The sequence below is a fragment of the Streptomyces sp. NPDC047014 genome (assembly GCF_040644195.1).
Classification (GTDB): domain Bacteria; phylum Actinomycetota; class Actinomycetes; order Streptomycetales; family Streptomycetaceae; genus Streptomyces.
Map to the genome: position 1 here is coordinate 1 of NZ_JBEYVX010000058.1, position 24330 is coordinate 24330.

General features: G+C 73.0%; 19 protein-coding genes and 2 pseudogenes. 7 read left to right on the forward strand and 14 right to left on the reverse strand.

Going from position 1 to position 24330, the window contains the following annotated elements; all coding sequences use genetic code 11:
* Positions 1 to 66 precede the first annotated feature (66 nt).
* Positions 67 to 585: a hypothetical protein gene (locus ABZ873_RS24850; RefSeq protein ID WP_360875882.1), complete on the reverse strand. Its 519-nt coding sequence runs from the start codon at positions 583 to 585 to the stop codon at positions 67 to 69.
* A gap of 375 nt (positions 586 to 960) precedes the next feature.
* Between ABZ873_RS24850 and ABZ873_RS24855 the strand changes: the two genes are divergently transcribed.
* Entirely contained in the window at positions 961 to 1626 is a 666-nt protein-coding gene (locus tag ABZ873_RS24855; protein WP_360875883.1) for a class F sortase, read from the forward strand.
* Positions 1627 to 1720: 94 nt separating this feature from the next.
* Here ABZ873_RS24855 and ABZ873_RS24860 read toward each other — a convergent pair whose 3' ends face one another.
* Both ABZ873_RS24860 and lysX read right to left on the reverse strand, forming a co-directional pair.
* Positions 1721 to 2623 (reverse strand): polysaccharide deacetylase family protein, encoded by a 903-nt coding sequence (locus ABZ873_RS24860; protein WP_360875885.1) that lies wholly within the window; start codon positions 2621 to 2623, stop codon positions 1721 to 1723.
* 116 nt (positions 2624 to 2739) lie between these two features.
* Positions 2740 to 6042 (reverse strand): bifunctional lysylphosphatidylglycerol synthetase/lysine--tRNA ligase LysX, encoded by a 3303-nt coding sequence (lysX, locus tag ABZ873_RS24865; RefSeq protein WP_360875887.1) that lies wholly within the window; start codon positions 6040 to 6042, stop codon positions 2740 to 2742.
* A 92-nt stretch (positions 6043 to 6134) separates the two neighbouring features.
* Here lysX and ABZ873_RS24870 point away from each other — a divergent pair, with 92 nt between their 5' ends.
* Positions 6135 to 6596, forward strand: coding sequence for a universal stress protein (locus ABZ873_RS24870; protein ID WP_360875889.1), 462 nt, complete (start codon positions 6135 to 6137; stop codon positions 6594 to 6596).
* Positions 6597 to 6599: 3 nt separating this feature from the next.
* On the opposite strand, the gene ABZ873_RS24875 is transcribed toward ABZ873_RS24870, so the two are convergent.
* A complete protein-coding gene (locus ABZ873_RS24875) occupies positions 6600 to 7799 on the reverse strand; it encodes a CapA family protein (protein ID WP_360875891.1) in 1200 nt (399 codons plus the stop codon).
* A gap of 314 nt (positions 7800 to 8113) precedes the next feature.
* Between ABZ873_RS24875 and ABZ873_RS24880 the strand changes: the two genes are divergently transcribed.
* Both ABZ873_RS24880 and ABZ873_RS24885 read left to right on the forward strand, forming a co-directional pair.
* Positions 8114 to 8653, forward strand: coding sequence for a sigma-70 family RNA polymerase sigma factor (locus ABZ873_RS24880; protein WP_360875893.1), 540 nt, complete (start codon positions 8114 to 8116; stop codon positions 8651 to 8653).
* A 240-nt stretch (positions 8654 to 8893) separates the two neighbouring features.
* Positions 8894 to 9358: a hypothetical protein gene (locus tag ABZ873_RS24885; protein WP_360875918.1), complete on the forward strand. Its 465-nt coding sequence runs from the start codon at positions 8894 to 8896 to the stop codon at positions 9356 to 9358.
* A gap of 35 nt (positions 9359 to 9393) precedes the next feature.
* Here ABZ873_RS24885 and ABZ873_RS24890 read toward each other — a convergent pair whose 3' ends face one another.
* The 6 genes and pseudogenes from ABZ873_RS24890 to ABZ873_RS24915 form a co-directional block, all read right to left on the reverse strand.
* Complete coding sequence (locus ABZ873_RS24890) at positions 9394 to 9735, reverse strand: hypothetical protein (protein ID WP_360875895.1); 342 nt, start codon at positions 9733 to 9735, stop codon at positions 9394 to 9396.
* Between the two features lie 77 nt (positions 9736 to 9812).
* A pseudogene (locus tag ABZ873_RS24895) lies at positions 9813 to 10663 on the reverse strand (helix-turn-helix transcriptional regulator).
* A gap of 13 nt (positions 10664 to 10676) precedes the next feature.
* Positions 10677 to 11429, reverse strand: a complete 753-nt coding sequence (locus tag ABZ873_RS24900; RefSeq protein WP_360875897.1) for a DUF6879 family protein — start codon at positions 11427 to 11429, stop codon at positions 10677 to 10679.
* An 885-nt stretch (positions 11430 to 12314) separates the two neighbouring features.
* Positions 12315 to 13175, reverse strand: coding sequence for a DNA-formamidopyrimidine glycosylase family protein (locus tag ABZ873_RS24905; RefSeq protein WP_360875899.1), 861 nt, complete (start codon positions 13173 to 13175; stop codon positions 12315 to 12317).
* A 4-nt stretch (positions 13176 to 13179) separates the two neighbouring features.
* On the reverse strand, positions 13180 to 15243 hold the full coding sequence (locus ABZ873_RS24910) for a SpoIIE family protein phosphatase (protein ID WP_360875901.1): 2064 nt from the start codon (positions 15241 to 15243) through the stop codon (positions 13180 to 13182).
* A 7-nt stretch (positions 15244 to 15250) separates the two neighbouring features.
* Positions 15251 to 16522 (reverse strand): DUF6777 domain-containing protein, encoded by a 1272-nt coding sequence (locus tag ABZ873_RS24915; RefSeq protein WP_360875903.1) that lies wholly within the window; start codon positions 16520 to 16522, stop codon positions 15251 to 15253.
* A gap of 159 nt (positions 16523 to 16681) precedes the next feature.
* Between ABZ873_RS24915 and ABZ873_RS24920 the strand changes: the two genes are divergently transcribed.
* A complete protein-coding gene (locus ABZ873_RS24920; RefSeq protein ID WP_360875905.1) occupies positions 16682 to 18121 on the forward strand; it encodes a lipase maturation factor family protein in 1440 nt (479 codons plus the stop codon).
* On the opposite strand, the gene ABZ873_RS24925 is transcribed toward ABZ873_RS24920, so the two are convergent.
* Positions 18107 to 19090, reverse strand: a complete 984-nt coding sequence (locus tag ABZ873_RS24925; RefSeq protein ID WP_360875907.1) for an NAD-dependent epimerase/dehydratase family protein — start codon at positions 19088 to 19090, stop codon at positions 18107 to 18109. The genes ABZ873_RS24920 and ABZ873_RS24925 overlap by 15 nt on opposite strands.
* Before the next feature lie 184 nt (positions 19091 to 19274).
* On the reverse strand, positions 19275 to 19448 hold the full coding sequence (locus ABZ873_RS24930) for a hypothetical protein (RefSeq protein WP_360875925.1): 174 nt from the start codon (positions 19446 to 19448) through the stop codon (positions 19275 to 19277).
* Between the two features lie 334 nt (positions 19449 to 19782).
* Here ABZ873_RS24930 and ABZ873_RS24935 point away from each other — a divergent pair, with 334 nt between their 5' ends.
* On the forward strand, positions 19783 to 20196 hold the full coding sequence (locus ABZ873_RS24935; protein WP_360875920.1) for a hypothetical protein: 414 nt from the start codon (positions 19783 to 19785) through the stop codon (positions 20194 to 20196).
* 86 nt (positions 20197 to 20282) lie between these two features.
* Here ABZ873_RS24935 and ABZ873_RS24940 read toward each other — a convergent pair whose 3' ends face one another.
* Entirely contained in the window at positions 20283 to 21770 is a 1488-nt protein-coding gene (locus ABZ873_RS24940) for an SDR family NAD(P)-dependent oxidoreductase (RefSeq protein WP_360875908.1), read from the reverse strand.
* Between the two features lie 258 nt (positions 21771 to 22028).
* On the opposite strand from ABZ873_RS24940, the pseudogene ABZ873_RS24945 reads away from it, so the two are divergent.
* Positions 22029 to 22847: pseudogene (locus ABZ873_RS24945) on the forward strand (DMT family transporter); the annotation flags it as partial.
* A 27-nt stretch (positions 22848 to 22874) separates the two neighbouring features.
* On the opposite strand, the gene ABZ873_RS24950 reads toward ABZ873_RS24945, so the two are convergent.
* Positions 22875 to 24182: a transglycosylase family protein gene (locus ABZ873_RS24950; RefSeq protein ID WP_360875922.1), complete on the reverse strand. Its 1308-nt coding sequence runs from the start codon at positions 24180 to 24182 to the stop codon at positions 22875 to 22877.
* Between the last annotated feature and the right edge of the window lie 148 nt (positions 24183 to 24330).

Sequence of the window (24330 nt, forward strand, 5' to 3'; positions counted from 1 at the left end):
CCGAGCCCTGGCAGGGGCTCGGGGCGACCGGCGGGACGGGGGACGCCTGACCGGGGAGGCGGTCCGTCAGGCGCGGCCGCGCAGCGGACGGCGGCGGCGCACCACGTGCGCGCCCGCCCCGAGGGCGGCGGCGCCCACCAGGCTCGCGCCGATCGCGGTCTCGGCGGTGGACGGGCCGAAGGATCCGCCGATGCCGCCCTGCGAGGGGTTGCCCTGGAGGATCGTGAAGCGGTGCGTGGCGACCAGGTTGCTGTCGTTGCACTTGACCGACAGCGTGTGGTGGCCGGGCGAGGCGTGGTTGAAGATCCGGACGGTCGCGAAGCCGATCGAGCCGGCGGAGAGGTTGGCCGGCGGAAAGTTCCCGTGCGAGGAGACCGTACCGCCGTGACCGCAGCCCGCCGCGCTCACCTGCATCGTGGAGCCCTGGTGCACGGCGTAGGGGTTGACCGAGATGTTGCTGGGGCCGTTGCCACCCCCATTCCCGCCCCGGCCCCCGGGGTCCTGGTTCGCGGAGGCGAGCGGGGCACTGAGACCCAGGGCGGCGCAGGCGGCCGCCGTCACGGTAAGAGCGCGCAGAACACGCATGGTGGAACCTCCAGCGGGAAGCGCCCCGGAGCGTCGGCCCCGGATGATCGACGAGAACGCCTCCCACGTCGAACCCTCGGGTCGCACCGCAACCTCCGCATGTCAGGCTTTGGGCCGCCCGGTTGACCGACACGCCGAAGCGCGGGGCCCGGAGCTGACGGATCCGCAGGTCACGACCCGTCAGGCATTCATGTGACGATTACCTGGATGGGCGCACCCCGTCCGGCCCCCCGCGCACCTTCCCGGGCCGCGGCCACCCGTTCGCCCCTCCCCCGTCGCGGAGCCGCCGACTCGGCCTTAGCGTGCGTGAAGTAGGGCGTACCAGGGGTGGGACAGGAACGCGGGTCGGGACCCCCGCGTCGGGAAGGGAGAACGATGGGCGAGGACGAGCCCGGGCAGCAGTCACGAAGGCGCTCACCGTGGGGCGTACTCGCCCTGGTCATGCTCACGGGCCTCGCGATGGTGCGGAACGGCGTGAACATCGACGACGGGCCGCCCCAGCCCACCGCGGCCTCGGCCGTCGCGGTGACGGCCGGCCAGCTGCCGGCGAACCCGCCGACGCCGCCCGCGGACATGGAGCTGCTGGAGCACTCGTCGGTGCAGCGCATCCGGATTCCCACGATCAGCGTGGACGCGCCGGTGATGACGGTCGGGCTGGACGCGGAGGGCTGGATCGACGCCCCGCCGCCGCAGGACCGCAATCTCGCGGGCTGGTACCTGAACGGCATCTCGCCGGGCCAGCGCGGCTCCGCGGTGATCGTGGGCCATGTGGACAACGCGGAGGGCCCGGCCGTCTTCTACGGCCTGGGCTCGGTCAAGCCGGGCAACAAGATCGAGGTGGAGCGGTACGACGGACGCACGGCGGTGTTCGAGGTGTACGGCGTGGAGGTGTTCTCCAAGGACGCCTTCCCCGGCGCCCGCGTGTACGGGGACACCGGCCACGCGGAGCTCCGCGTGATCACCTGCGGCGGCGGCTACTCGAAGGCCCGCGGCTACGACGGCAACGTGGTGGTCTTCGCCCGCATGGTGCAGGCCCGCTGAGCGGGGGCCGGTCGCCCCGGCCCGGTGAGCAGGGTGGCCGGTCGCCCGGCCCGCTGAACAGGGGGGCCGGTCGTCCCGGCCCCCCTTCGCCCGTTCAGCGCGGCGGCCGCGCCGGCAGCGTGGGCAGGGTCATCCGGTAGCCCCGCGCGAGCAGCTGGGGCAGATACGCCGAGAGGGCCTGGACGGTCTGCGAGCGGTTGCCGCCGGCGTCGTGCGAGAGCACGATCGCCCGCGGCCCGGCCCCGCGCAGCACCCGTCCGATGATGGTGGTGACCCCCGGTTCCTCCCAGTCGAGGCTGTCCACCGTCCAGGCCAGCGGCTCCATGCCCAGCTCGGCGCCGATCTCGAAGGCGGCCCGGTTCCAGGCCCCGTAGGGCGCGCGGAACCACTGGGGCGCTTCGCCGATGACCTGCTGTACGACGTCGCTCGTGCGGCCGATCTCGGAGGCGAGGGCGGGCCGGCCGAGCTTGGGGATCAGCGGATGGGTCCAGGTGTGGTTGCCGATGACGTGGCCCTCGGCGGCGATCCGGCGCACCAGGTCCCGGTGTTCGGTGGCCATCTCCCCGCAGACGAAGAACATGGCGCGTACGCCGTAGCGGGAGAGGGTGTCGAGGATGGCCGGGGTGTAGCGGGGGTCGGGTCCGTCGTCGAAGGTGAGGACCATCGCGCTCGCCGTGTCCGCCCCGGCCGGCAGCTCCAGGATGGGGCGGGTGCGTACGGCGGGCTTGACGGCGGGCGGGCGCAGGGGGGCCTCGGCCGTCATGGGGCGGAGCCGGTAGGACTTCTCGGGCATCCGGCCGGCGAGCGAGCCCGGTGCCCCCGCGGCGGCGCCCGGCGCACCGCCCTGGCCCGGGGGGCCGGGTGTCCCGGGCGTTCCGGGGGTGCCCGGGGTGCCGCTCTCGTTGCCGGAGATGAGCAGACCGGCGGCGGCGACACCCGCGAAAACGGCGGTACGCAGCAGCACCCGGCGGCCTACTGTCGGCTCGTCATTTTTCATTACTACTACGTATCAACGAGATCGCCACCGATGTCGGGAGGCACGGACGCACCCCCGGCCGGTCACCTGATCAGCGCACGCCACCGGGCCGCCGCCGCGCCGGTCAGCGGTGGCGGTCAGCGGTGGCGGACCAGCGGGAAGGGCAGGGTCTCGCGGATCGTCAGGCCGGTCAGGAACATCACGAGCCGGTCCACGCCGATGCCCAGGCCGCCGGTCGGCGGCATCGCGTACTCCAGGGCGTCGAGGAAGTCGTTGTCCAGCTCCATGGCCTCCGGGTCGCCGCCCGCCGCCAGCAGGGACTGCGCGGTGAGCCGACGCCGCTGCTCCACCGGATCGGTCAGCTCCGAATAGGCGGTGCCCAGTTCGGTGCCGAAGGCGACGAGGTCCCACCGCTCGGCCAGCCGCGGGTCGCGGCGGTGCTGGCGGGTGAGCGGGGAGACGTCCGTGGGGAAGTCCTTGTAGAAGGTGGGCAGCTGGGTGCGCTCCTCCACCAGCCGCTCGTACATCTCCAGCACCACGTCCCCGCGGGTGTCCTCGGGCCCGTGCGGCACCTTCGCCCGGTCGCACAGCCGGCGCAGCACCTGCTCCTCGGTGTCGGCGTCGACCTCCTCGCCCAGCGCCTCGCTGATCGCCCCGTACATGGTCTTCACCGGCCAGGTGCCGGAGATGTCGTGGACGACGAGCTTCCCGTCCGGCCCCGCCTTGTGGGCGACGGGCGAGCCGTAGGCGGCGGTGGCGGCGCCCTGGATCAGCTCGCGGGTGAGGTCGAGCATCACGTCGTAGTCGGCGAACGCCTGGTACGCCTCCAGCATCGTGAACTCGGGATTGTGCTTGTAGGAGACGCCCTCGTTGCGGAAGGTGCGGCCCATCTCGAAGACCTTCTCCATACCGCCCACGCAGAGCCGCTTGAGGTACAGCTCGGGGGCGATCCGCAGGTAGAGGTCCAGGTCGTAGGCGTTGATGTGGGTGCGGAAGGGGCGGGCGTTGGCGCCGCCGTGGATCTGCTGGAGCATCGGGGTCTCGACCTCCAGGTAGCCCCGGTCGAGCAGCCCCTGCCGCAGGGCCTGGACGGCGCTGGAGCGGGCCCGTACGACGTCGCGCGCCTCCGGGCTCGCGACGAGGTCGAGGTAGCGGCGGCGCACCCGGGCCTCCGGGTCCGCGAGGCCCTTGCGCTTGTCGGGCAGCGGGCGCAGGCATTTGCCGGTGAGCTGCCAGGAGAGGACCACGAGGGAGGGCTCGCCGGTCCGGCTGGCTCCCGGCTCGCCGGTGACGAGCACATGGTCGCCGAAGTCCACCTGGGAGGTGAAGGAGTCCAGCACCCGCTCCCCGGCCTCGTCGCGGGTGAGCATCAGCTGGATGTCCCCGGACCAGTCCCGCAGGACGGCGAAGACCACCCCGCCGAGGTCCCGTACGAGCATCACGCGTCCGGCGAGCGTGACCCGCTCCCCGGACCGGGCGCCGGGCGTGCGCTCCGGGTGGGCTGCCTTGAGCTGCGCGACGGTGTGGGTGCGCGCCCGGATGCCGACCGGGTAGGGGTCGGTGCCGGACGCGCGGATACGGTCCAGCTTGGCGTGCCGCACCCGGACCTGCTCCGGCAGCCGCTCGGCCGGTACGCCCGGACCCTCGTCCCGTACGGCGTCCAGTCCGAGCGAGGCGATCGAGGGCAGGCCCTCGGTGGTGGCGGGGGCGGTGAGGCCCTTGGGGTGGGCGTTGCCCCACAGGGTGCGCAGGCTGGGTACGGAGACGAAGCCCTCGGCGATGCCGGAGGCGAGGCTGACCCGGGCGAGCGAGCCGGCGTCCTGGTAGCAGAGGAACCGCGGGTACCACTCGGGGCCGTACTTGACGTTCGAGCGGTACAGCGCCTCCAGCTGCCACCAGCGGGAGAAGAACAGCAGCAGCCTGCGCCACAGCCGCAGCACGGGCCCGGCGCCGATCCGGCCGCCCTCCTCGAAGGCGGAGCGGAAGACGGCGAAGTTGAGGGAGATCCGGCGGACCCCGAGGCCCGGGGCGGCGGCGCACAGCTCGGCGACCATGAACTCCATGACCCCGTTGGGGGCGGTGCGGTCGCGGCGCATCAGGTCGAGGGAGATGCCGTCCCGGCCCCAGGGGACGAAGGAGAGCAGCGCGATCAGCTCGCCCTTGGCGTCGAACGCCTCGACGAGCAGGCAGTCCCCGTCGGCCGGGTCCCCCAGCCGGTCGAGGGCCATGGAGAAGCCGCGTTCGGTCTCGGTGTCCCGCCAGTGGTCGGCGCGGTCGACGATGGTGCGCATCTCCTCCTCGGAGAGCGCGGCGTGGCGGCGGATGACGGTGCGGGCGCCGGCCCGGCGGACGCGGTTGACGGCCTGGCGGGTGACGCGCATGTCGCGGCCGTCGAGGTCGAAGTGGGCGACGTGCAGGATGGCCTCGTCGCCGAGCTGGAGGGCGCCGAGTCCGGAGCGGGCGTAGGCGGTGGCGCCCTCCTCGGAGGCGCCCATCACGGCGGGCTGCCAGCCGTAGCGCCCGGCCACGGCCAGCCAGGCGTCGATCGCGGCGGTCCAGGCGGCGGGGTCGCCCACCGGGTCGCCGCTGGCCAGGGCCACGCCGGCCTCGACGCGGTAGGTGACCCCGGCCCTGCCGTTGGGGGCGAAGACGACGGCCTTGTCCCGGCGGGTGGCGAAGTAGCCGAGGGAGTCCCCGCGTCCGTAGGCGGCGAGCAGGGCCCTGATCCGGGGCTCCTCGTCGCCGTGCAGGGCGGCGGTGAGGCGCTGGGAGCGGAAGAGGGTGGCGGCGGCGTTCAGCAGGGCGACGGCGCCGAACAGGCCGAGCAGGAAGTACAGGGGCCGCGGCGGCCGGCCGTCGAACTCGCGGGCGGAGAAGAGCCCGCCGAAGACCTGCTTGGCGGCCCAGTCCAGCCACTGGCCCCGGGGCAGCGAGCCGGGGAAGAGGGCGACGAGCGCCCAGCCGAGGAGGACGGCGAGCAGCATGCCGACGCCGAGCACGATGAGGGCGTGCCAGAGGGCCCCTGGGCGGGAGGCGGCGTAGAACTCCTTGCGGGCGGCGACGAGGAGGGCCATGGCGGCGAGGGCGAGCGCCATGGAGGAGATGCCGATCGCGTAGTCCCCGAGGGCGATGTCGAGGAGGTCGTCGACGATGAGCAGGGCCAGATAGGTGATGACCATCCACCAGGCGACCTTCTTGCGGGTGCCGAGGGCGGCCGCGAAGAGGAAGAGGAAGACGGCGTAGGCGAGGTTCGCGCTGACCGGTACGACGATCAGGTCGAGGAAGCGCACCACGTGGCGCAGGAGCCGCCGCAGCGTCGGGGAGAGCGACAGCAGGGCGCACAGCAGGCCGATCGTCCCGAAGAACGCGCCGAAGCCGTCCGGGACGCGGTTGAGGAAGCGGTTCCGGGTTCCGTGCTGCTCCTCCGCGGTGGCACTCATGGTTCGCACTGTAGGGAGGGCGGGGCCGGTGCGCGCGGCGAGCGGGTGGGGCGGGGCGGTGGCCGCCGGGCGCCCCGCCTATCCTCGGCAGGGTGACGGAGGACGTGAACACGGGATTCGAACGCGGTACCGACGGCCCGAAGGTGATCGTGGCCGGGGTGGACGGCTCGGAGTCCTCGCTGCGGGCCGCGGCCTACGCGGCGGGGCTGGCCCGGCGCCAGAACGCGCTGCTGGCGCTGGTGTACGTACAGCCGGTGCTGCCCGCGGGCGCGGCGCTGGGGGCGCCGGTGGCGGACACCACCGGGGAGATCGCGGAGGGGCTGGTCGCGGAGATCCGCGCCTCGGCGGAGCGGCTGCGGGGGATCTACGCGGTGCGCTGGGAGTTCCACACCTTCCGCGGGGACCCCTACGCCGGGCTGGTGAGCGCGGCGCAGGAGCTGATGGCGGACGCGGTGGTGGTCGGTGCCTCGGAGCAGGCGGGCCACCGGATCGTGGGCTCGGTGGCGGTGCGGCTGGTGAAGGCGGGCAAGTGGCCGGTGACGGTGGTTCCGTAACCGTCAGCGGGCCTCTTTGAGGCCGTCCGCGGCGGCGCCTCGGCTGAGGACGGCCTCGGTGATCTCCTCGCGGGCGCTCGTGTAGTCCTCGCGCCCCGGGTCCTCGGCGAGGGCGTCCGGGAGGTGGACGACGCGCCCGCTGGAGAGGTCCATCATCTGCGGGACGAACTCGGCCTTGGTGACCTGCCAGCGCTGCCCCTCGGCGGCGGGCGGGGCGAAGGTGAAGCGGCCGAGGGAGCCGTAGTTGCCGCGCAGGTCGCGCGCGCCCGAGTGGTTGAACATCTCGCCCGCCACCTGGTCGCCCATGCCGTAGACGATCCAGGTCCCGTTGACCTTCTCGTAGGGCTGGGGGATATGGGCGTGCGTTCCGAGGATCATGTCGATGTCGGGCCGGCCGGCGGTCTGCGAGGCGGTGAGGGCCTTGCCCAGGGAGAGCTGGGTGTCGTCCGGGGCGGTCTGCCATTCGGTGCCCCAGTGCAGGCTGACCAGCACGACGTCGGCGCCCGCCTTCCGGGCGGCCCGCGCGTCGGCGACGATCTTGTCCTGTTTCATCAGGTTGACCGCCCAGGGCTGCCCCTCGGGCAGGGGGTAGCCGTTGGTGTCGTAGGTGTAGGCGAGGTGGGCGACCTTGGCGGAGCCCGCCGTATAGGTGGTCACCGTGGCCGCCTCGGCGGCGGTGCGCGCGGAGCCGGCGTGTTTCAGGCCGGCCTTGTCGAAGCGGTCCAGGGTGCGGCGCAGGCCGTCGGCCCCGTCGTCGAGGGTGTGGTTGGAGGCGGTGGAGCAGCCGTCGTACCCGGCGTCCTTGAGCCCGTCGGCGACGGCGGGCGGGGAGACGAAGGCGGGGTAGCCGGAGAAGGGGCCGCCGTCCTCGCCGTAGATGGTCTCCATATGGCAGAGGGCCAGGTCGGCGCCGGAGACCAGCTTCTTGACGCCGGAGAACATCGGCCGGAAGTCGTACCCCTCGCCGCCCGCGTCCTCGGCCGCCCGGCGGATGACGGAGGTGTGCGGCAGTACGTCGCCGCTCGCGACCAGCGTGAACCCGCGCGCGGCGGTGGATCCGGCGGCGCTGGAGGGGGTGGCCGGGCCGGATTCCCCGAGGCGGGCGGGTGCGCGGTCCCCCGTGGCCGAGCAGCCGGCGGCCGCCGAGAGCAGGAGGGCCGACAGGAGGGCCACGGCAGCTCTCGGCCGGGTACGCAGGGTCATCTATCCGGCTCCCATTAGTAGGACTATCTGATATTCGATCCCCTGCAATCCACAGAACGGCCCGGCCCAAGTCAAGAACCGGGCCCGCCTTCCGGACACGCGCCCACTCCAACGGCGCAGGCGGCCGGGGCGGCGCCTCCCCGTGCCGTTCGCCGCGCCCGTCCGACCGTTCACCGCCCGGCGCGGCCGCCCGCCGGACCACCGGGGCGCTTGGGCGCAGCACGCCGGCCGGACGGTTCCCGGGTGGCTCCGCCCGGGTGAGGGTGGACCGCAAGCCGCCGCCCCGGCCCCCACCCGCCCCGGAAGGAGCCCCCGTGCCGCCCACCCCCACCCTGCCGCGGACGGATCCCGAGGCACTGGCCGCACTCCAGCGCGACCACGGGCGGGCCCTGTTCGGCTTCCTGGTCGGCCTCACCGCCGGGGACGCCCAGCGCGCGGAGGACCTCGTACAGGAGACCCTGGTACGGGCCTGGCAGCACCCGGAGGCGCTGGCCGGGCGGCACGAGTCCATGCGGCCCTGGCTCTTCACGGTGGCGCGGCGGCTCGCGATCGACGCCCGGCGGGCCCGGCTCTCCCGGCCCCTGGAGGTGGATCCGGAAGGGCTGGAGCAGGCGCCCGCCGCCGAGGACACGGCCGCAGGGACGGTGACGGCCATCGATGTCCGGCGGGCCGTGGGGTCCCTGGGGCCGGAGCACCGGCAGGTGCTGCTGGAGGTCTACTTCCGGGACCGCTCGGTGGCCGAGGCGGCCGCCGAGCTGGGGATTCCGGCCGGCACGGTCAAGTCCCGGACGCACTACGCCCTGCGGGCCCTGCGCAAGGACCTCCAGGGCTACGGCTACGGCCTCGGTGCCTGAATCGCCCGCCCGGGGACAGAAGGGCGAACGGGTCACGGAACGCCGTGAAGGAGCGCGGACCGGACAGAAACCGCATCGAATGCGACATCAGAATGTCCAAGTTGAGTAAACAACCCCCACTGCGCAAGCCGCTCGGTGAAGGCTCTGGGCTGAGAACGGGACGCCCAACGCGCGGGAGAAGGTGGATCGGTGCAGCCCGAGGGTACGAACGGCACCAGTGACGGCGGGCTCGCGGTGCCCATGGCCTGGCTCTACGCCGAGTACATCGCAGACGAACTGCTGCGCACGGGCCGGCTGATCCCGGTCAGCACCCTGGAGTTCCGGGCCGGGCGGGACACCCTGGCCCTGACCATCTACCTCTCGGACGCCGCCGGGGAGCTCTCCGGGATCCGCGTGGTCTCGCAGCTCGACGAATGGCTGTCGCTGACGGCGTACGGACACCCCTGGCGCGACTGGGTGCACACCCGCTTCCTCGACCTGGGCGAGGCGGCCCGGGAGGACGGCCGCGGCGAGGACCCCGACCTGGAGCTGGCCCGCGCCGCGTGGCGCTGGCTGGACAGCACCGAGCTGTTCGCCACCAACCTCGACCCGGCCCGGCCCGGCCACGGCGACCTCCCGCCGGGCCTGGACGAGAACGCCCGGGTGTGGACCCCCGCCTGGCAGCTCGGCCTGCCGCTGGGCCACCTGGCGATGCACCTGTTCTGAGGAGCAGGCCCTCCCCTAGGCCCGCTCGGCCGGGTCTAGGCCCGCTCGGCCGGGTCCGCCACCAGGCCGGTGAAATCGGCCTCGTTGCGCTCGGCCCGGCGGACGTACCAGCGGGCGATCAGCCACATCACCGGGTACGCCAGCAGGCCGAGCACCAGCCAGACCCCCGGGCCGGAGCCCGCCCGGGTCAGCGCGAACACCAGCGGCAACGGCCCGAGCACCCCCACCAGCGCGCCCACCGCCAGCACCCCGGCACGCAGCTGGCTCCGCATGAGGGCGCGCACGTAGGCGTTGCCGAGCGTGGTCTGCTCGGAGATCTCCGAACGCGCCGGGGCATACCCGGCCCCCCGGCGACGCCCGGCCCGGGACACCCCCACGACCACCTCCCGCCGAGGCGAAACCCGCTGCCGTTCCCCACTCACGATGCGCGAGTCTACGCAGCGGCGGCCGCCTATCACTCTCGGATGCTCCTACGGACCCGGGCGATCAGCTGCTGAGCTTCGGTTCCGAACACAGCCGCTGAGTGGAGTGCATCCCAGATCTTCATGTAGAGGGTCACGTTGTCCGCGTCCTCCAGCCAGATCTCCGCATGCCAGTCTTCCGCGACGACCAGGCGGTCATCGAGGACCCAGAAGCCATTCGCCGGCGGAAGCCGCAGAGCTGCTTCCAGAGGGACGACTCCGAGGTTCACGGTATCCATGCCCACCACGCCCAGCAGCCGGTCCAGCTGTGCCGTCAGAACCCCGGGAGGGCCAAGCCGCACCTGTAGCGCCGGCTCCCACATCAGAACGTGCAGCTTACGACCCGGCCGGTACAGCCAGTCCTGGCGCTGCATCCTCGCCCGTACGGCGTCTTCGATGTCACTGGCGGGTCCCAGAAGCTCCGCGTACCGCGTGATGACCGCGCGCGCGCGTAGTCGGGTGTCTGGACCATTCCGGGGATGACCGCCTCTTCCCACAGTCGCAGCTCTGTGGTGTGTTCGATCTCCCTGCTCAGACTCTCGTGCACCGGCTTGAAGCCGTTTGCCAGCGCTCGCCGCCATGACCGGATGTGGGATTCGAACCCTGTGAGACGAGAGGCAAGCTCGGGGTACAGCTCGGGCTGGCCGGTCGCCTCGGCCCAGGCGTGAAGGTCCTCGGGCGTCGGGGTCTGGCGCCCGTTCTCCAGCTTGCTGATCTTGGATCCTGGCCAGCCGAGCCGCCGCGCCAACTGCTGACCCGTGAGGCGACCATCAGGGCACGCGAAACGCAGTTCACGAAGACGCGCTCCCAGCGCTTCCCGCGCCCGCTGATAGTCGGTACTCAACCGATACTCGCGACTACTCGGCCGTGGCTACCTGTGCCGCGAACTGCTCGTACGAGACAGCGCCGTGCATGGCTGCGTCGCGCAGGACGCAGAACCTCACGACCTCCGCGGGTTGGGTGATGAGCTCCACTCCCAGGAGGTTGTCCCCGTCGTCGAACCGCATGAGCGCTACGAGTCGGCTGTCGAACAACCAGAAGTCCTCAGACGGAAGTTGGAGACGATCCGCATCCTCCCGCCAGAGGTACCGCATGTCCTCTCCGGCGGAGGCGTTGTGCCTGGCGTAGTCGAGAAGAAACAACTGCTCCTGGCTGGGAGGGTTGTCAGCCACGCGAACCCGTCCCACCCTCTTCCCCGCATCCGTCTGACGGCGGATGTTCACGAACCAGGGCTCGTTGGGATCGCACGGAGCGCTACCCGTCTCCAGGAAGGCCCGGTAGTCGGGGTCCTCGCGGTCGGAGGCATAGCCACGCCGGGTCTCCAACCGCCACGCGGTGTGCGCAAAGGTTTCGAAGAGACGCCGGAAGGTGGCCCGGTCAACAAGATCAGGCTTCCGTTCCATTGCCTTCGGCCCCCAGTTCACGAGCAGTTCGCGAGGTATGACAACGGCAGCGTCCCCCGGTCCGAAGTGCCTCAACTGGGCGAGTTCGTCGGGGTCGGTGAGCGGTGTGCCCTGCACGACCACGTCACCCGTGTCGGTGTAGGTGTGCAGAGCCGGGCAGCCATCGACCTTGCTGTCTGTGCCGGTGAAGCGTAGCTGACGAGCCATGACAGGTCGGCCTCCTCTTCTGGGGCAGCGGGTCTGCTCAGGATGGTGGTTGGTCCGGCTCCGCACTACCGGAAGGGGCACCCCCACGTGAGAAAACAGCAGCAACCTGCCTCTGTCCATGAGAAAACTCGCGAAAACTGTCCAGCGAGCACAACTTCGTCTCCTTAGCGTTCCGTTCATCACCACGACCGCGGAGGACGACATGGCGGCTCCCACGATCGACAGCAGGGACTTGTGGTACCAGGTTCCGCAGCGCGACCCGTTTCCCCGGCCGGATGCTGAGCCGGCGCCCGGGTGCGAGGAATGTGTCCGCCTGGTCGAGCTGCGGCGTGCCGCCCGCAAGGAGCACGACGGGAGCACCGTCGCGGACGCGAACATCCGCATCAGGCTGCACAGCACCGGCCACGGACAGCGGCGGCGGTCATGACGGTTCCCGTCTCGGAACTGGGCCCGTTCCGATCACCGGCTGCGGCGTCTGCGGAGCCCTGGGGAAGGAACGCGACGAGGCGCGGCGAGCCGGCGACCGAGTCGACGTGGCCAAGATCAACGCCGAGATCCGGAACCTCCCTCACGGCCGACGCGCGCCCGGCAGCCGCCGCAGGCCGCGCGAGGAGCACGTCATGAAGCAGCACCCGGACGCCGAGACAACGGCCACAGCCCGTTGCGTCCACCCCGACTGCACATGGGAGGCGCCCCCGACCGGTAGCGCGAGCCAATGCGCCGACTGGTGCATCGAGCACACCGGCCGCACCACCCATGGGATCTTCGTCCGCACGTTCTCCGAAGTGGCCGTGGTGGTCCGGGCGGACGTACACCTCCCGACCGGACAAGGACGGGAGCAGGGGCAGGGGCAGGGGCCGGAGCAGGACGCCGGGCCCGGAACAACTACTTGAGGAGCCGTGAGAGGCGCCGGTCGGCCAAGGGCTTGCCGGCGGTTTGGCAGGTGGGGCAGTACTCCAGGGAGGAGTCCGCGAAGGACACCGAGCGGATCGTGTCCCCGCAGACCGGGCACGGCTCGCCGGTGCGGCCGTGTACGCGCAGGCCGCTCTTCTTCTCGGCCTTGAGCGCTCCCGCGGCGACGCCGTGCGCGCGGTCGACCGCCTCGCGCAGGGTGTCGCGTACCGCCGTGTACAGGTCGGTGATCTGCTCGCCCTCGAAGGTGGAGGCGATCTTGTACGGGGAGACGCGGGCCGCGTGCAGGATCTCGTCGCTGTAGGCGTTGCCGATGCCCGCGATCACGCTCTGGTCGCGCAGGACGCCCTTGATACGGCGCCGCTCCCCCGCGAGCAGCGCCGCGAAGGCGTCCCGGTCGAAGTCCTCGGCGAGCGGGTCGGGGCCAAGGCGGGCGATGCCGGGTACCTCCTGCGGGTCGTGGACCACGTACACGGCGAGCCGCTTCTGGGTGCCGGCCTCGGTGAGGTCGAAGCCGGACCCGCCGTCGAGGACGACGCGCAGCGCCAGCGGGCCCTTGCCGGGGCGGGGCGGCCGCTCGGGCAGGGTGTCGTGCCAGCGCAGCCAGCCGGCCCGGGCCAGGTGGGTGACGAGGTGGAGCTCGCCGATCCGCAGGGCGAGGAACTTGCCGTAGCGGGCGGTGGCCCCGGCGCGCTGTCCTTCGAGGGCGGTCGGGGGCGGGTCGTAGGTCTTGAGGACGCTCACGGCGAGCGGGAGGACGCGTTCGACCTCGCGCCCGGTGAGGTGCTCGTCGAGGTATGCGCGCAGGGCCTCGACCTCGGGCAGTTCGGGCATGGGTTCAGCCCATCACGAACTCGCACCACACGCATTTCCCGCTGCCGCGCGGCTCCACTCCCCAGACGTCCGCGAGCCGGTCGACCAGCATCAGCCCGCGGCCGGAGACCCCGGCGTCGCCCGCCTCGCGGCGGCGCGGCAGGGCGCTGGAGCGGTCCGCGACCTCCACGCGCAGCCGTCGCTGGGGGCCGGCGAGGATGCGCAGGGTGACGATGGCAGGGCCGTCGGTATGCATGAGGGCGTTGACGATGAGCTCGTCCGCGACCAGTTCGATCTCGTCGGCCCGTTCCCGGGCCCCCCAGGCCCGGACGGCCGCGCCGATCATGTGGCGGGCGGCCACCAGGGCCTCGGGGTCGCCGGGGGCGACGTGCTGCTGGAGGCGGCCGCCGCCGGGCGGGGCGGGGGCCGGGCGGCGGCGCAGCAGCAGGAGGGCCATGTCGTCGGCGCCGCCGCGGTCGGCGACGATCTCGCAGAGCCGGTCGGCGAGGAGCTGGAGGTCGGCGGGGCCGCCGCGGACGTGGGAGGTGAGCAGGTGGATCCCGTCGTCGAGGTCGGCTCCGGGGTGCTCGACGAGGCCGTCGGTGCACATCAGGAGGGTCTCGCCCGGGTCCAGCTCCACCGTGGTCACGGGGTATTCGAGGCGGCCGAACTCGGCGGAGAGGCCGAGCGGCATGCCGCCGTCCACGGGCAGCCGGTGGCAGTCCCCGTCGCGGGTGCGCAGGAGCGGGTCTATGTGGCCCGCGCGGACCATCTGGAGGACGCCGGTGGCGAGGTCGGCCTCGACGTACATGCAGGTGGCGAAGCGGCTGGTGTCGAGTTCGTGGAGGAAGACGGAGGCCCGCGCCATGACCGTGCCGGGCGAGTGGCCCTCGGCGGCGTAGGCGCGCAGGACGATGCGGAGCTGGCCCATGACGGCGGCGGCGTGCGTGTCGTGGCCCTGGACGTCGCCGATGACGGCGCCGACCCGGCCGCCGGGCAGCGGGATGACGTCGTACCAGTCGCCGCCGATGTCCCGGCCCATCCGGGCGGAGCGGTAGCGTACGGCGATCTCCCCGCCGGACACCGAGGGGATGCGCCGGGGCAGCATGGCCTGCTGGAGTCCTTCGGCGAGGTCGTGCTCCTGCTCCAGCAGCATGGCCCGCTGGAGGCTCTGGGCGATGCTGCTGCCGAGGGCCACGAGGAGGTTGCGTTCCTCCTGGGTGAAGCCGTCCTTGTCCTGGTAGAGCAGGCCGATGGCGCCGATGGGGCGGGCCTGGGCGATGAGCGGCAGGTAGGCGGCGGCCGAGATCCGCATGTACGAGATCTTCGCCCAGAGGGCGGGGTAGTCCTCGGCGAACTCCTCCGCCGAGTCCAGGAAGCGCGGCTGGAGGGAGCGGACGACCTCGCTCATCGGGTACTGCTCGTCGATACGGGTGTAGCGGGTGCCGGGGACGAAGCTGCCGTCGGGCCCCTCGGCGACGAGGTGGATCCGGCCGGCTTCGACCAGGCCCATGACCATGCCCATGGAGCCGAGGCGTTCCAGTCCGTGGGCGTCGCCGAGCGCGTCGATGACGTCCTGGACGGTCCGGGCGTGCGCGAGGGCGGCGGTGGTGCTCTCGACGACGCTGGTCTGGCGGCGGCGTTCCTCGTCCAGGCCGAGGCGTTCCGCCGAGTGGCTGAGCTCCTCGGTGGCGTCGCGGACGATGCCGATGATGCGGTGGGGCCGTCCTTCCGCGTCGCGCATGACGCGGCCCTGGGTGTGGGTCCAGCGCAGCCGGCCGTCCCGGCAGCGGATGCGGAAGTAGGCCCCGTAGCTGTCCACGCCGCTTTTCAGGGCGGCGGAGACCATGCCGTCCAGGCGGGACGCCTCGGCCGGCGGGACGCGGGCGTCGAGGGAGTCGGGCCGGCCGTCGTACTCCTCGGGGGGCGTGTCGAAGACGTCCAGGGCCGCTTCGTCCATGTGCATGAGACCGGTGACGAGGTCCCAGTCGAAACTTCCCATGCGGTTGAGCGAGAGCGACCGGTCCGGGTGTGCGGGCCAGTCGTCCGGCGGCGATACGGTGGTCGGCACCGGTCCACCATGACACACGGGCCGGTCAGGCGCTCTCCAGCGAGTACCCCTCGTCCGTGGGTGTCCGCCGCAGGTCAGGGTCGACGTAGGGGCTGTTCGGGTCGTAGGGCTCGGCGTACGGGTCGTAGGGGTCCACGGGCGGCCCGCTCGTCCCGGGGTCCTGCGGCAGGGCCGGGTCGTCCGGGTTCCGGGGCAGGGCCGGGTCCTCGGGGTTCCGGGGCAGCGCCGGATCGTTCGGGTCCTGGGTCAGCTGGTCGGCGGGAGCGTCCGGCGGCAGGGCGTCGCGCGGGTCGGCCGGGCCTCCGGAGGGCGGCTGCTGGGGCCGGGTGGCGGGGTCCGAGGGGGTGCCGGGGCGCCGCGGCGGTTCGCCGGGGCCGGTGGGGGCGGCCGGGGTCGGGGAGCAGCCGGTGGTGGCCGAGCCCGGGGTGGCCGGGCAGGGGCTGGCGGACGGGGAGCCGGTGGGGTGGGCGGGGCCGTCCGGGATGCCGTCGGCCGGGTCGTACGGGGGCACCAGCTGCGGGGTGCGGTCCTGGGCGCCGTCGTCGCCGTGCTTGCGCTCGATCCAGGTGTTGTCGGCGATGTTGACGATGACCAGGTTGTTGATCACGTGGGTGGTGGGTTCGATGACGATGACCTGGTTGGGCTGGTAGCCGTTCCACGGCTCGCCCTTGTGGACCGGGGCCCCCTTGGCGGCGCGCGGGGCGCCGAGCGGGTTGCCGCAGCCGCAGCGGACCCGGGGCATGCCGTGTTCGTCGACGAGGACGGCGGTGCCGGCCTGGAGGACGGACTGGAAGGCGTCGGCGCGGCCGTCGCGGAAGCCGTGGTTCGTGACGCGGGTGTCGGCGCGCAGCACGACGGGGGTGAGGCCGCGCAGGAACTTCGGGATGTCCTCCTCCTGGAGGCCGGCGGCCTGGGCGAAGGCGCGGGCCTTGGCGCTGTCGGCGGTCAGGAAGCCGACCTGCTGCTCGACGTCGCAGCTGCCGAGCCGCTGGGTGCCGCCGTACAGGCCGGGGGTGGCGGCGTTGACGGTGCGGATGCCCTGTCCGGTGGGGTTGGGCAGCGGGGGCTGGAGGGGGGAGGACTCGGCGGTGGCGGAGGAGGCGGTGAAGGGGTCGGGGCCGGCCGTGGCCACCGCCTGGAGGTGGACCTCCTGGCTCTCAGCCCCGGCGGCGCCCGCCGGCTCCTCGGGGCTGCCGCAGGCCGCCGCGAGGAGGCCGAGGAGCGCGAAGAGGGCGGCTCCGGCCGGTGCGTGACGGCGCGAAGCCTGACGAGGTGTCGGAAGTGACGGTCCGTTCACGTGGGATCTCCCTTTTCGCCCCGGTTGCTCCCTCTTGTCTGCCGCATCCCCGCTCCCCCCGCAACCGGAACACCGCCGACCTGCCGGTCCCGGCCCCGCCGTGAACGGGTCAGGGCACTCCTCATGGCCGTCGGCGTGTCCGGGTCGATACTGGAGGGGATGGACTGGTTCACGGCGCCCGGGTACTGGATCGCCCGGCTGGTCTTCCAGCGGGCCCTGGCCGGCGTCTACCTCGTGGCCTTCGTCGGGGCCGCCCTGCAGTTCCGGGCCCTGATCGGGGCGCACGGCATGCTGCCCGTCCCGCGCTTCGTGCGGTACGTGCCGTTCCGGCGCGCCCCGAGCCTGTTCCAGCTGCGCTACTCGGACCGGCTCTTCGCCGGATGCGCCTGGGCGGGCGCGGCCCTGGCCGCGGCCCTCGTCGCCGGGGCGGGGGACGCGGTGCCGCTGCCCGCCGCGATGGTGATGTGGGCCGCGCTGTGGGCGCTGTACCTCTCCATCGTGAACGTGGGCCAGACCTGGTACTCCTTCGGCTGGGAGTCGCTGCTGCTGGAGGCGGGCTTCCTCGCCGTGTTCCTCGGCAACGCGCGGACCGGCCCGCCGGTGCTCGTGCTGTGGCTGCTGCGCTGGCTGCTCTTCCGCGTGGAATTCGGCGCGGGGCTGATCAAGATGCGGGGCGACCCCTGCTGGCGGGACCTGACCTGCCTGTACTACCACCACGAGACCCAGCCGATGGCGGGGCCGCTCAGCTGGTTCTTCCACCGCATGCCCCGGCCCCTGCACCGGGTGGAGTGCGCCGCCAACCATGTGACACAACTGATCGTGCCGGTGCTGCTGTTCACCCCGCAGCCGGTGGCCTCGTACGCGGCCGGGATCGTCATCGCCACGCAGCTGTGGCTGGTGCTGTCGGGGAATTTCGCCTGGCTGAACTGGCTGACGATCATCCTCGCGGTCCCCGCCGTGGACTTCACCGGGCTCACGGGCCCGCCCCCGGCCGCCGCCTCCCGCCCGGTCCCGGTCTGGTTCGCGGTGCTGGTCTGCGCGGTGACCGCGCTGGTGCTCTTCCTCAGCCGCCGCCCGGTGCTCAACATGATCTCGCGACGGCAGGTGATGAACCGCTCCTTCGACGCCCTGCACCTGGTGAACACCTACGGCGCCTTCGGATCCGTCGGCCGGGTCCGCATGGAGGTGGTGGTGGAGGGCACCGCGGACCGGGTGCCGCGCGAGGACGGGGACTGGCGGGAGTACGGCTTCAAGGGCAAACCCGGTGATCCTCGCCGGCTCCCCCGCCAGTTCGCCCCCTACCACCTGCGGCTGGACTGGCTGATGTGGTTCGCGGCCCTCTCGCCCGGCTACGCCGAGGACTGGTTCGGGCCCTTCGTGGAGCGGCTGCTCGCGGGCGACCGGGACACGCTGTGCCTGCTGCGGCACAACCCGTTCCCGGACGCCCCGCCCGTGTACGTCCGGGCCGTGCTGTACCGCTACCGGTTCACCACCTGGCGGGAGCTGCGCGAGACGGGGGCCTGGTGGCACCGTACGCGGGTGCGCGCGTACCTGCCGCCGACCCGTCTCGCGCCCGCCTCACGCTCAGGCCCCGAGTAGGGCCGCCTCCCGCTCCGGGTCGAGGCCCGGGGCGGGCCGGTCGGGCCGCTGCGGGGCGGGGCCGCCGAGGCCGTCCAGCCAGGCCCAGGTGTCGGCGACGGTCTCCTCCACCGGCCGGCACTCCAGACCCGCACCCACCGCCTTGGACACGTCGGCGCGGTACATGTGCTCGTGGAGCTCGCCCGGCGGGAGCCACACCGGCAGCTCGCTCCACGGCTCGATCCCGGCCGCCGCGAGCACGTCCGGCTCGGTCCAGCGCAGGTCGGCGCCGGAGCCGGTCGCGGCGACGCACGCCTCCAGCAGGCCGCCCATGGTGGCGTGCCCGGCCGGGCAGACCAGGTCGTAGGGGCCGCCGAGCCCGGCCGCCGCCGCGCCGAGGCTCCAGTGCGCGAGGTCGCGTACGTCGATGTACTGGATCGGGAGCGCGCGGGGTCCGGGAGCGAGCACGGGGCCGCCGCGGGCGATGCGGTTGAGCCACCACGGCAGGCGGCCGACGTTCTCGTAGGGGCCGAGGATCAGACCGGCGCGCAGCAGCAGGGCGCGGTCCCCGAAGGCGTCCAGGGCGGCGATCTCCCCGCCGCGCTTGTCCATGGGGTAGCCGGTCTGGGGTGCGTCGGGCGAGCCGTCGACGACGATCCCGCTCTCGTCGCGTCCCGCCGGGGCGGGGTAGGCGTACACCGAGCGGGTGGAGACGTACGCGTACCGGCCGGCCCGGTCGCTCAGCAGGCGGGCGGCGTCGCGCACGGCCGTGGGGGCGCCGCCCCAGGTGTCGACGACGAGGTCCCACTCCCCCGTGGCGAGGGCGGCCAGGCCCTCGGGGGCGGTGCGGTCACCGCGCAGGGTGCGGGTGCCCGGTGGGGCGGGATGGTGGCCCCGGTGGAAGAGGGTGACGTCCCAGCCCCGGGCCGAGGCGTCCTCGGCGAAGGCGCGGCCGACGAATTCGGTACCGCCCAGCATCAGCAGTTTCATGGGCTCCAGCCTGCCGGGGCGGGTGGGGCCGAGGGAAGCCGTGATCGCCGAGAGCGATGACGCCCAGGGCGTAGCGGGCGGGGAACCGGGCCGGGCCGACCGTGGCCGGGCGGGGCGGCGCCCCCGGTGCGCGGAGGCACGTGGGGGCGCCGGGGCCTGCGGGCAGGGTCAGGCCAGTCGGTACTCAGTCGATACCGGGCAGGATGTGGGCCTCCGCCAGGTCGTCCTCGTACCCCGCCAGCCGGATCGGGGCGGACCGCGCCCAGACCTCCAGGCTTCCCAGCTCGTCGGACCGGGTCTTGGACCGTGTGACGGTCCGCTCCAGCACCGTGGGTTCGGGCTTCGCCATTTCTGTCACCGCGCACTCCTTTGCGTCGCGCAACCCGGCAGGCGGACCGCAAGCCGGGGCAAGGGATAAAAGGGTTTCCGGACGCGGTGGCGCCTTAGTGGAGCGCGGCCCGGATGGGGGCCGTCTTGATGCCCCAGAGTACACATATGAGCGGACCTCCGCTCGATAGGAAGGCAAAATCCGCTGCGCCCTCTTAGTTTCGTCGCGAGTTCAGCAAGTCGTGGGTCGGCGGGTACGTGACGGATGGTCTGCTCGGCACCGGAAGTGCGAGGCGCGACGGAGGGGGTCGGCGGTGTCGGTTTCCAGGACGGCGGAGGTCCAAGTGCCCTACGTCACCAGCGTGATGGAGCTCATGCGGCTGCTGTACGAGGCCCCCGACGATCGCGGGATGCGCACTGCGGCGCTGCTTCGGCGCTCACACCCGGCCGACAAAGAACTGCAGCTCGCGGGCCTGGTGCACGGGCTCGGAAAAATGCTCCGTCCGGGTGATGCGGCGGGGCAGGGCGAGTTGGCGGCGGAGGCGGTCCGCCCGCTGCTGGGCGAGCGGGTGGCCCGGCTGGTACGGCTGCACGCGCGCCCGGCGGCGGACGGCGCGGGGGACGCCGCCGGGGCCGATGCCGAGGCGGTGAGCAGCCTGCGGCAGGCCCGGGAGGCGGCCGCGGGGGCGGTCGGCGGCGCGGAGGCGGGCGTACTGGAGGACTGGCGTCCGCTGCTGGAGCTGGTCGCGGCGCGGGCCCGCCGGGCCGCGGCGACCTAGGAACGCGAGCGGCCGGAGACGCGGCCGGCCCCCTCGGGGAGCCGAGGGGGCCGGGGCGGTGTGCCGTGGTGGCGGGAGGCGGGCGGTTACCAGTTCGCCGGGGCGTAGTCCTTGAGGAAGACGCCGAACAGGTCCTCGCCGCCCTCGCCGCGCACGATCGGGTCGTAGACGCGGGCCGCGCCGTCGACCAGGTCGAGCGGGGCGTGGAAGCCCTCCTCGGCCAGGCGCAGCTTGTCGAAGTGCGGGCGCTCGTCGGTGATCCAGCCGGTGTCGACCGAGGTCATCAGGATGCGGTCGGTCTGGAACATCTCCTGGCCGCTGGTGCGCGTCACCATGTTCATCGCGGCCTTGGCCGCGTTGGTGTTCGGGTGCCCGGCGCCCTTGTAGCCGCGGCTGAACACGCCCTCCATCGCGGAGACGTTGACGATGTACGCCCGCCCGCTGGCCGCCTTGCGCGCGGCCTCCGCCATGGCCGGGCGCAGCGCGCTGATCAGGATGAACGGCGAGGTGTAGTTGCACAGCTGGGTTTCGAGCAGCTCCACCGGGGAGATCTGGTCGATGGTCTGCACCCAGGTGTTGGTGTCGACGACGTCGGGCAGCAGGCCGCCCGCGTCGATGGCGGTACCGGCGAGATGCCGCTCCAGGCTGGCGTTGCCCGCGACGAGGGCGAGGTCCGCGACCTTCTGCGCCTCCAGCCCGCTCACGCCGACGGGCAGGGCCGTCAGGCCGTCGACCGCGCCGGAGTTGAAGGCGCCGATGACGTGGTGGGCGGGCAGCTCACCGGCGGGCAGCGGGGCGCTCTCGCCCTCGACCAGCGCCGCGTAGGCGGAGGGCAGGCGGCGTACGGTCTGCGTCGCGTTGTTGATCAGGATGTCGAGCGGGCCCGCCGCGGTCATCTGCTCGGCGAGGGCCACGGACTGGGCCGGGTCGCGCAGGTCTATGCCGACGACCTCCAGGCGGTGCATCCAGTCCGCGGAGTCCTCCATCGCCTTGAAGCGGCGGATGGCGTCCTTGGGGAAGCGTGTGGTGATCGTGGTGTGGGCGCCGTCGCGCAGCAGCCGCAGCGCGATGTACATGCCGATCTTGGCGCGGCCGCCGGTGAGCAGCGCGCGCTTGCCGGTGAGATCGGCGCGGGCCTCGCGGCGGGTCCGGTTCTCGACGGCGCAGCTCGGGCAGAGCTGGTGGTAGAAGTAGTCGACCTCGACGTAGCGGGTCTTGCAGACGTAGCAGGAGCGCGGGCGCTGGAGTATCCCGGCGATCCGGCCGGCCTCGGTGACGGAGCTGGGCAGGATGCCCTCGGTCTCGTCGTCGATGCGCTCGGCGGAGCCGGTCGCGGTCGCCTCGGTGACGGCCTTGTCGTTGGCGGTCTTGAAGGCGCGGCGCTCCTGGCGGCGGCGCTGCTTGACCGTCCGGTAGATCCCGGCGGTGGCACGGCGGACGGTGATCGCGTCGGGGTGGTCGATGTCGATGCCGTCGAGCTCTTCGAGCACGCTGAGGCAGAGGGCCAGTCGCTCGGGGTCGATGCCCGGCCCGTAGGCGTGCCCCTGGTCCTGGCTGTCTTCGGTCACCGTCATGGCCGCTGCCGTTCCTTGATCACTCGTCCGCATCCGCCTGCTGCGGAAGTCCTCAAAAGGGGAACTGTACGGATCCCACGCGGCGGGAGACAAACCCGTTCGCACCGTCGTCACTCACTGCGAGCAAAGGGTCACGGCACGGGACGGCCGGCCGCCGCCGGTGGGCCCGTGGGCTACTCCCGTACTACGCCGGGAGTACGACGCGTGACCATCCGTGGAGGGAGGAATTGCGCATCGCGGTCGGGCATTGTGGAACGTATGAGTGCTCTGGCGCTGTCGGTCCTGCTGTGCCTCGTGTCCGCCGTGGCGTACGCGGGGGGCGCGATCGTGCAGGAAAGGGTCGCGGTGACCACACCGGACCGGCCGTACGCTCCGCTGCGCCGGGCCGGCTGGTGGCTGGCGGTCGCGCTGAACGGCCTGGGCGCCCTGCTGCATGTGGTGGCCCTCGCCTACGGACCGCTGAGCCTGGTCCAGCCGCTGGGTGCGCTCACCCTTGTGTTCGCACTGCCGATGGCGGCCCTCCTCGTACGCCGCAGGGCCGGGGCGGCGGCCTGGCGCGGGGCCCTGTTCGCCACCCTGGGGCTGGCCGGGCTGCTGGCGCTGACCGGCGGGGACGGGCGGGCCGGGCAGCCCCTGGCGGACGCCGAGCGGACCCTGCTGCTGGTGGTCACGGGGGCGGTGGTGGGCGGGCTGTTCGTCGCCGCGCACCGGATACGCCGGGCGGTGCCGCACGGCGTGCTGCTGGCCGCGGCGGCCGGCACGGCCTTCGGTATGGCGTCGGTGTTCACCAAAGCGGCGGCCGAGGGCTTCGGGGCGTCCGGCGCGGGTGCCACGGGCGGGCTGTGGCCGGATCTGACCGCGATCGCGACCCTGGCCGCGGCCGGGCTGCTGCTGTCGCAGGCGGCCTACCGGGGAGCCGGGCTGACCGCGCCGCTGGCCACCGTGACCGTGATCAACCCGGTGGTGGCGGCCACCGTCGGGCTCACCCTGTTCGGCGAGGGCTTCCGCTTCGGGGCGGCGGGCACGGCCGCGGCGGTGGCCAGCGCCGTGCTGGCGGCGGCCGGCCTGCTCCTGCTCATGGCCGTGCCGCCGCACACGCGCGGATCAGATACGGACCCCGTGCCCGCGGAGGTAGGCGAGCGGGTCGATGTCGGAGCCGTAGCCCGGGCCCGTCCGGATCTCGAAGTGCAGGTGCGGGCCGGTGCTGTTGCCGGTGGAGCCGGAGCGGCCGATCCGCTGCCCGCCGGAGACCTGCTGGCCGGACTTCACCGTGAGGGCCGAAAGGTGGGCGTACTGCGAATACCGGCCGTCGGTGTGCCGGATGACGACCTGGTAGCCGTACGCCCCGGCCCAGCCCGCCGAGACGACCTGGCCCGGGCCGACGGACTTGACGGTCGTACCGGTGGACACGGGGAAGTCGACGCCCGTGTGGTAGCCGCTGGACCAGGAGGCGCCCGAGACGCGGTAGGCGGTGCCCATGCCGGCGTCGACCGGGGCGGAGAACCCGCCCGAGGCGGGCTTCTGCTGCGTTGACGCGGGCTTGGTCGCGGGCTTCTCCGCCTGCTTCTCGGCCGGCTTCGGCGTCTGCTTCTCCGCCGGCTGGGGCGCCGGCTTCGCGGCGGGCTTCTCCGCCGCCGGCTCCACGGGCTTCACCGGATCGGCGGTCCGCGGCGGCTTCTCCGGGCTGCGCGAGGGCGGCGGCGGTACCGGCTCGGTGGGCCGGGTGGGCGCGGTCGTGATGCGCAGGGTGAGCCGCTGACCGGGGAAGATCAGGTTCGGGTTGCCGCCGATCGTCGACCGGTTCGTCTCGTAGAGGGCCTGCCAGCCGCCCTCGACGTGCTGGTCGGTGGCGATCGCGGAGAGCGAGTCGCCGGGTGCGACCACATACGGGTTCGGCAGGACGGAGGTCCCGGTCGGGCGCGGGGTCTCCGCCTTGACCGGGGTGGCCTGCGCCCCCTGGGGGCGCGGCTCGGTCCGGTCCCCGGACCGCTGCTCGGGGAGCTTCGCCGTCACGGTGATGGAGGGCGCCGGGCCGCCGCGGCTCAGGCCGGCCGTCTTGCCGCAGTTCGGCCATGCCTCCGGGCCCTGGCCCCGCAGCACCTTCTCGGCGACCGCGATCTGCTGCTCCTTGGTGGCCAGGTCGGCCCGCGGGGCGTACGACGCGCCGCCGAAGGCCCGCCAGGTGCTCTGGCTGAACTGGAGACCGCCGTAGTAGCCGTTGCCGGTGTTGATGCGCCAGTTGTTCGTGGACTCGCAGGCGGCGACCTTGTTCCAGGTGTCCACGGAGGCGGCGTCGGCCACGCCCGCGCCCACCAGGGGGAGCGCGATGCCCGCCCCGCCCGCGGTGACGGCCAGCGAGGCCCGGTTGATACTGCTCGGCTGATACCGGCGGTGCCGGCCCCGTACGCCCATGGGAGCCCCCATCGAAGACATCAGGAATCGCACAACTTAACGCCGGGATCATCGCACGACAAGGGGAGCAACGGGGCGCTCTTCAGCGGAACTTGACAATCCCCCGAGAGGCGGGAGCGCCGCGCGGCCGGTGGCGGGGTAGCGTCGG

What these genes read in the sequence shown, in the direction of transcription:
- ABZ873_RS24920 (WP_360875905.1), top strand. Translation starts at nt 16,682, where the DNA reads ATGGACTGGTTCACGGCGCCCGGGTACTGGATCGCCCGGCTGGTCTTC.
- ABZ873_RS24925 (WP_360875907.1), bottom strand. Translation starts at nt 19,090, where the DNA reads ATGAAACTGCTGATGCTGGGCGGTACCGAATTCGTCGGCCGCGCCTTC.
- ABZ873_RS24935 (WP_360875920.1), top strand. Translation starts at nt 19,783, where the DNA reads ATGGAGCTCATGCGGCTGCTGTACGAGGCCCCCGACGATCGCGGGATG.
- ABZ873_RS24905 (WP_360875899.1), bottom strand. Translation starts at nt 13,175, where the DNA reads ATGCCCGAACTGCCCGAGGTCGAGGCCCTGCGCGCATACCTCGACGAG.
- lysX (WP_360875887.1), bottom strand. Translation starts at nt 6,042, where the DNA reads ATGAGTGCCACCGCGGAGGAGCAGCACGGAACCCGGAACCGCTTCCTC.
- ABZ873_RS24860 (WP_360875885.1), bottom strand. Translation starts at nt 2,623, where the DNA reads ATGAAAAATGACGAGCCGACAGTAGGCCGCCGGGTGCTGCTGCGTACC.
- ABZ873_RS24855 (WP_360875883.1), top strand. Translation starts at nt 961, where the DNA reads ATGGGCGAGGACGAGCCCGGGCAGCAGTCACGAAGGCGCTCACCGTGG.
- ABZ873_RS24885 (WP_360875918.1), top strand. Translation starts at nt 8,894, where the DNA reads ATGGCCTGGCTCTACGCCGAGTACATCGCAGACGAACTGCTGCGCACG.
- ABZ873_RS24875 (WP_360875891.1), bottom strand. Translation starts at nt 7,799, where the DNA reads ATGACCCTGCGTACCCGGCCGAGAGCTGCCGTGGCCCTCCTGTCGGCC.
- ABZ873_RS24850 (WP_360875882.1), bottom strand. Translation starts at nt 585, where the DNA reads ATGCGTGTTCTGCGCGCTCTTACCGTGACGGCGGCCGCCTGCGCCGCC.
- ABZ873_RS24950 (WP_360875922.1), bottom strand. Translation starts at nt 24,182, where the DNA reads ATGGGCGTACGGGGCCGGCACCGCCGGTATCAGCCGAGCAGTATCAAC.
- ABZ873_RS24900 (WP_360875897.1), bottom strand. Translation starts at nt 11,429, where the DNA reads ATGGCTCGTCAGCTACGCTTCACCGGCACAGACAGCAAGGTCGATGGC.
- ABZ873_RS24940 (WP_360875908.1), bottom strand. Translation starts at nt 21,770, where the DNA reads ATGACGGTGACCGAAGACAGCCAGGACCAGGGGCACGCCTACGGGCCG.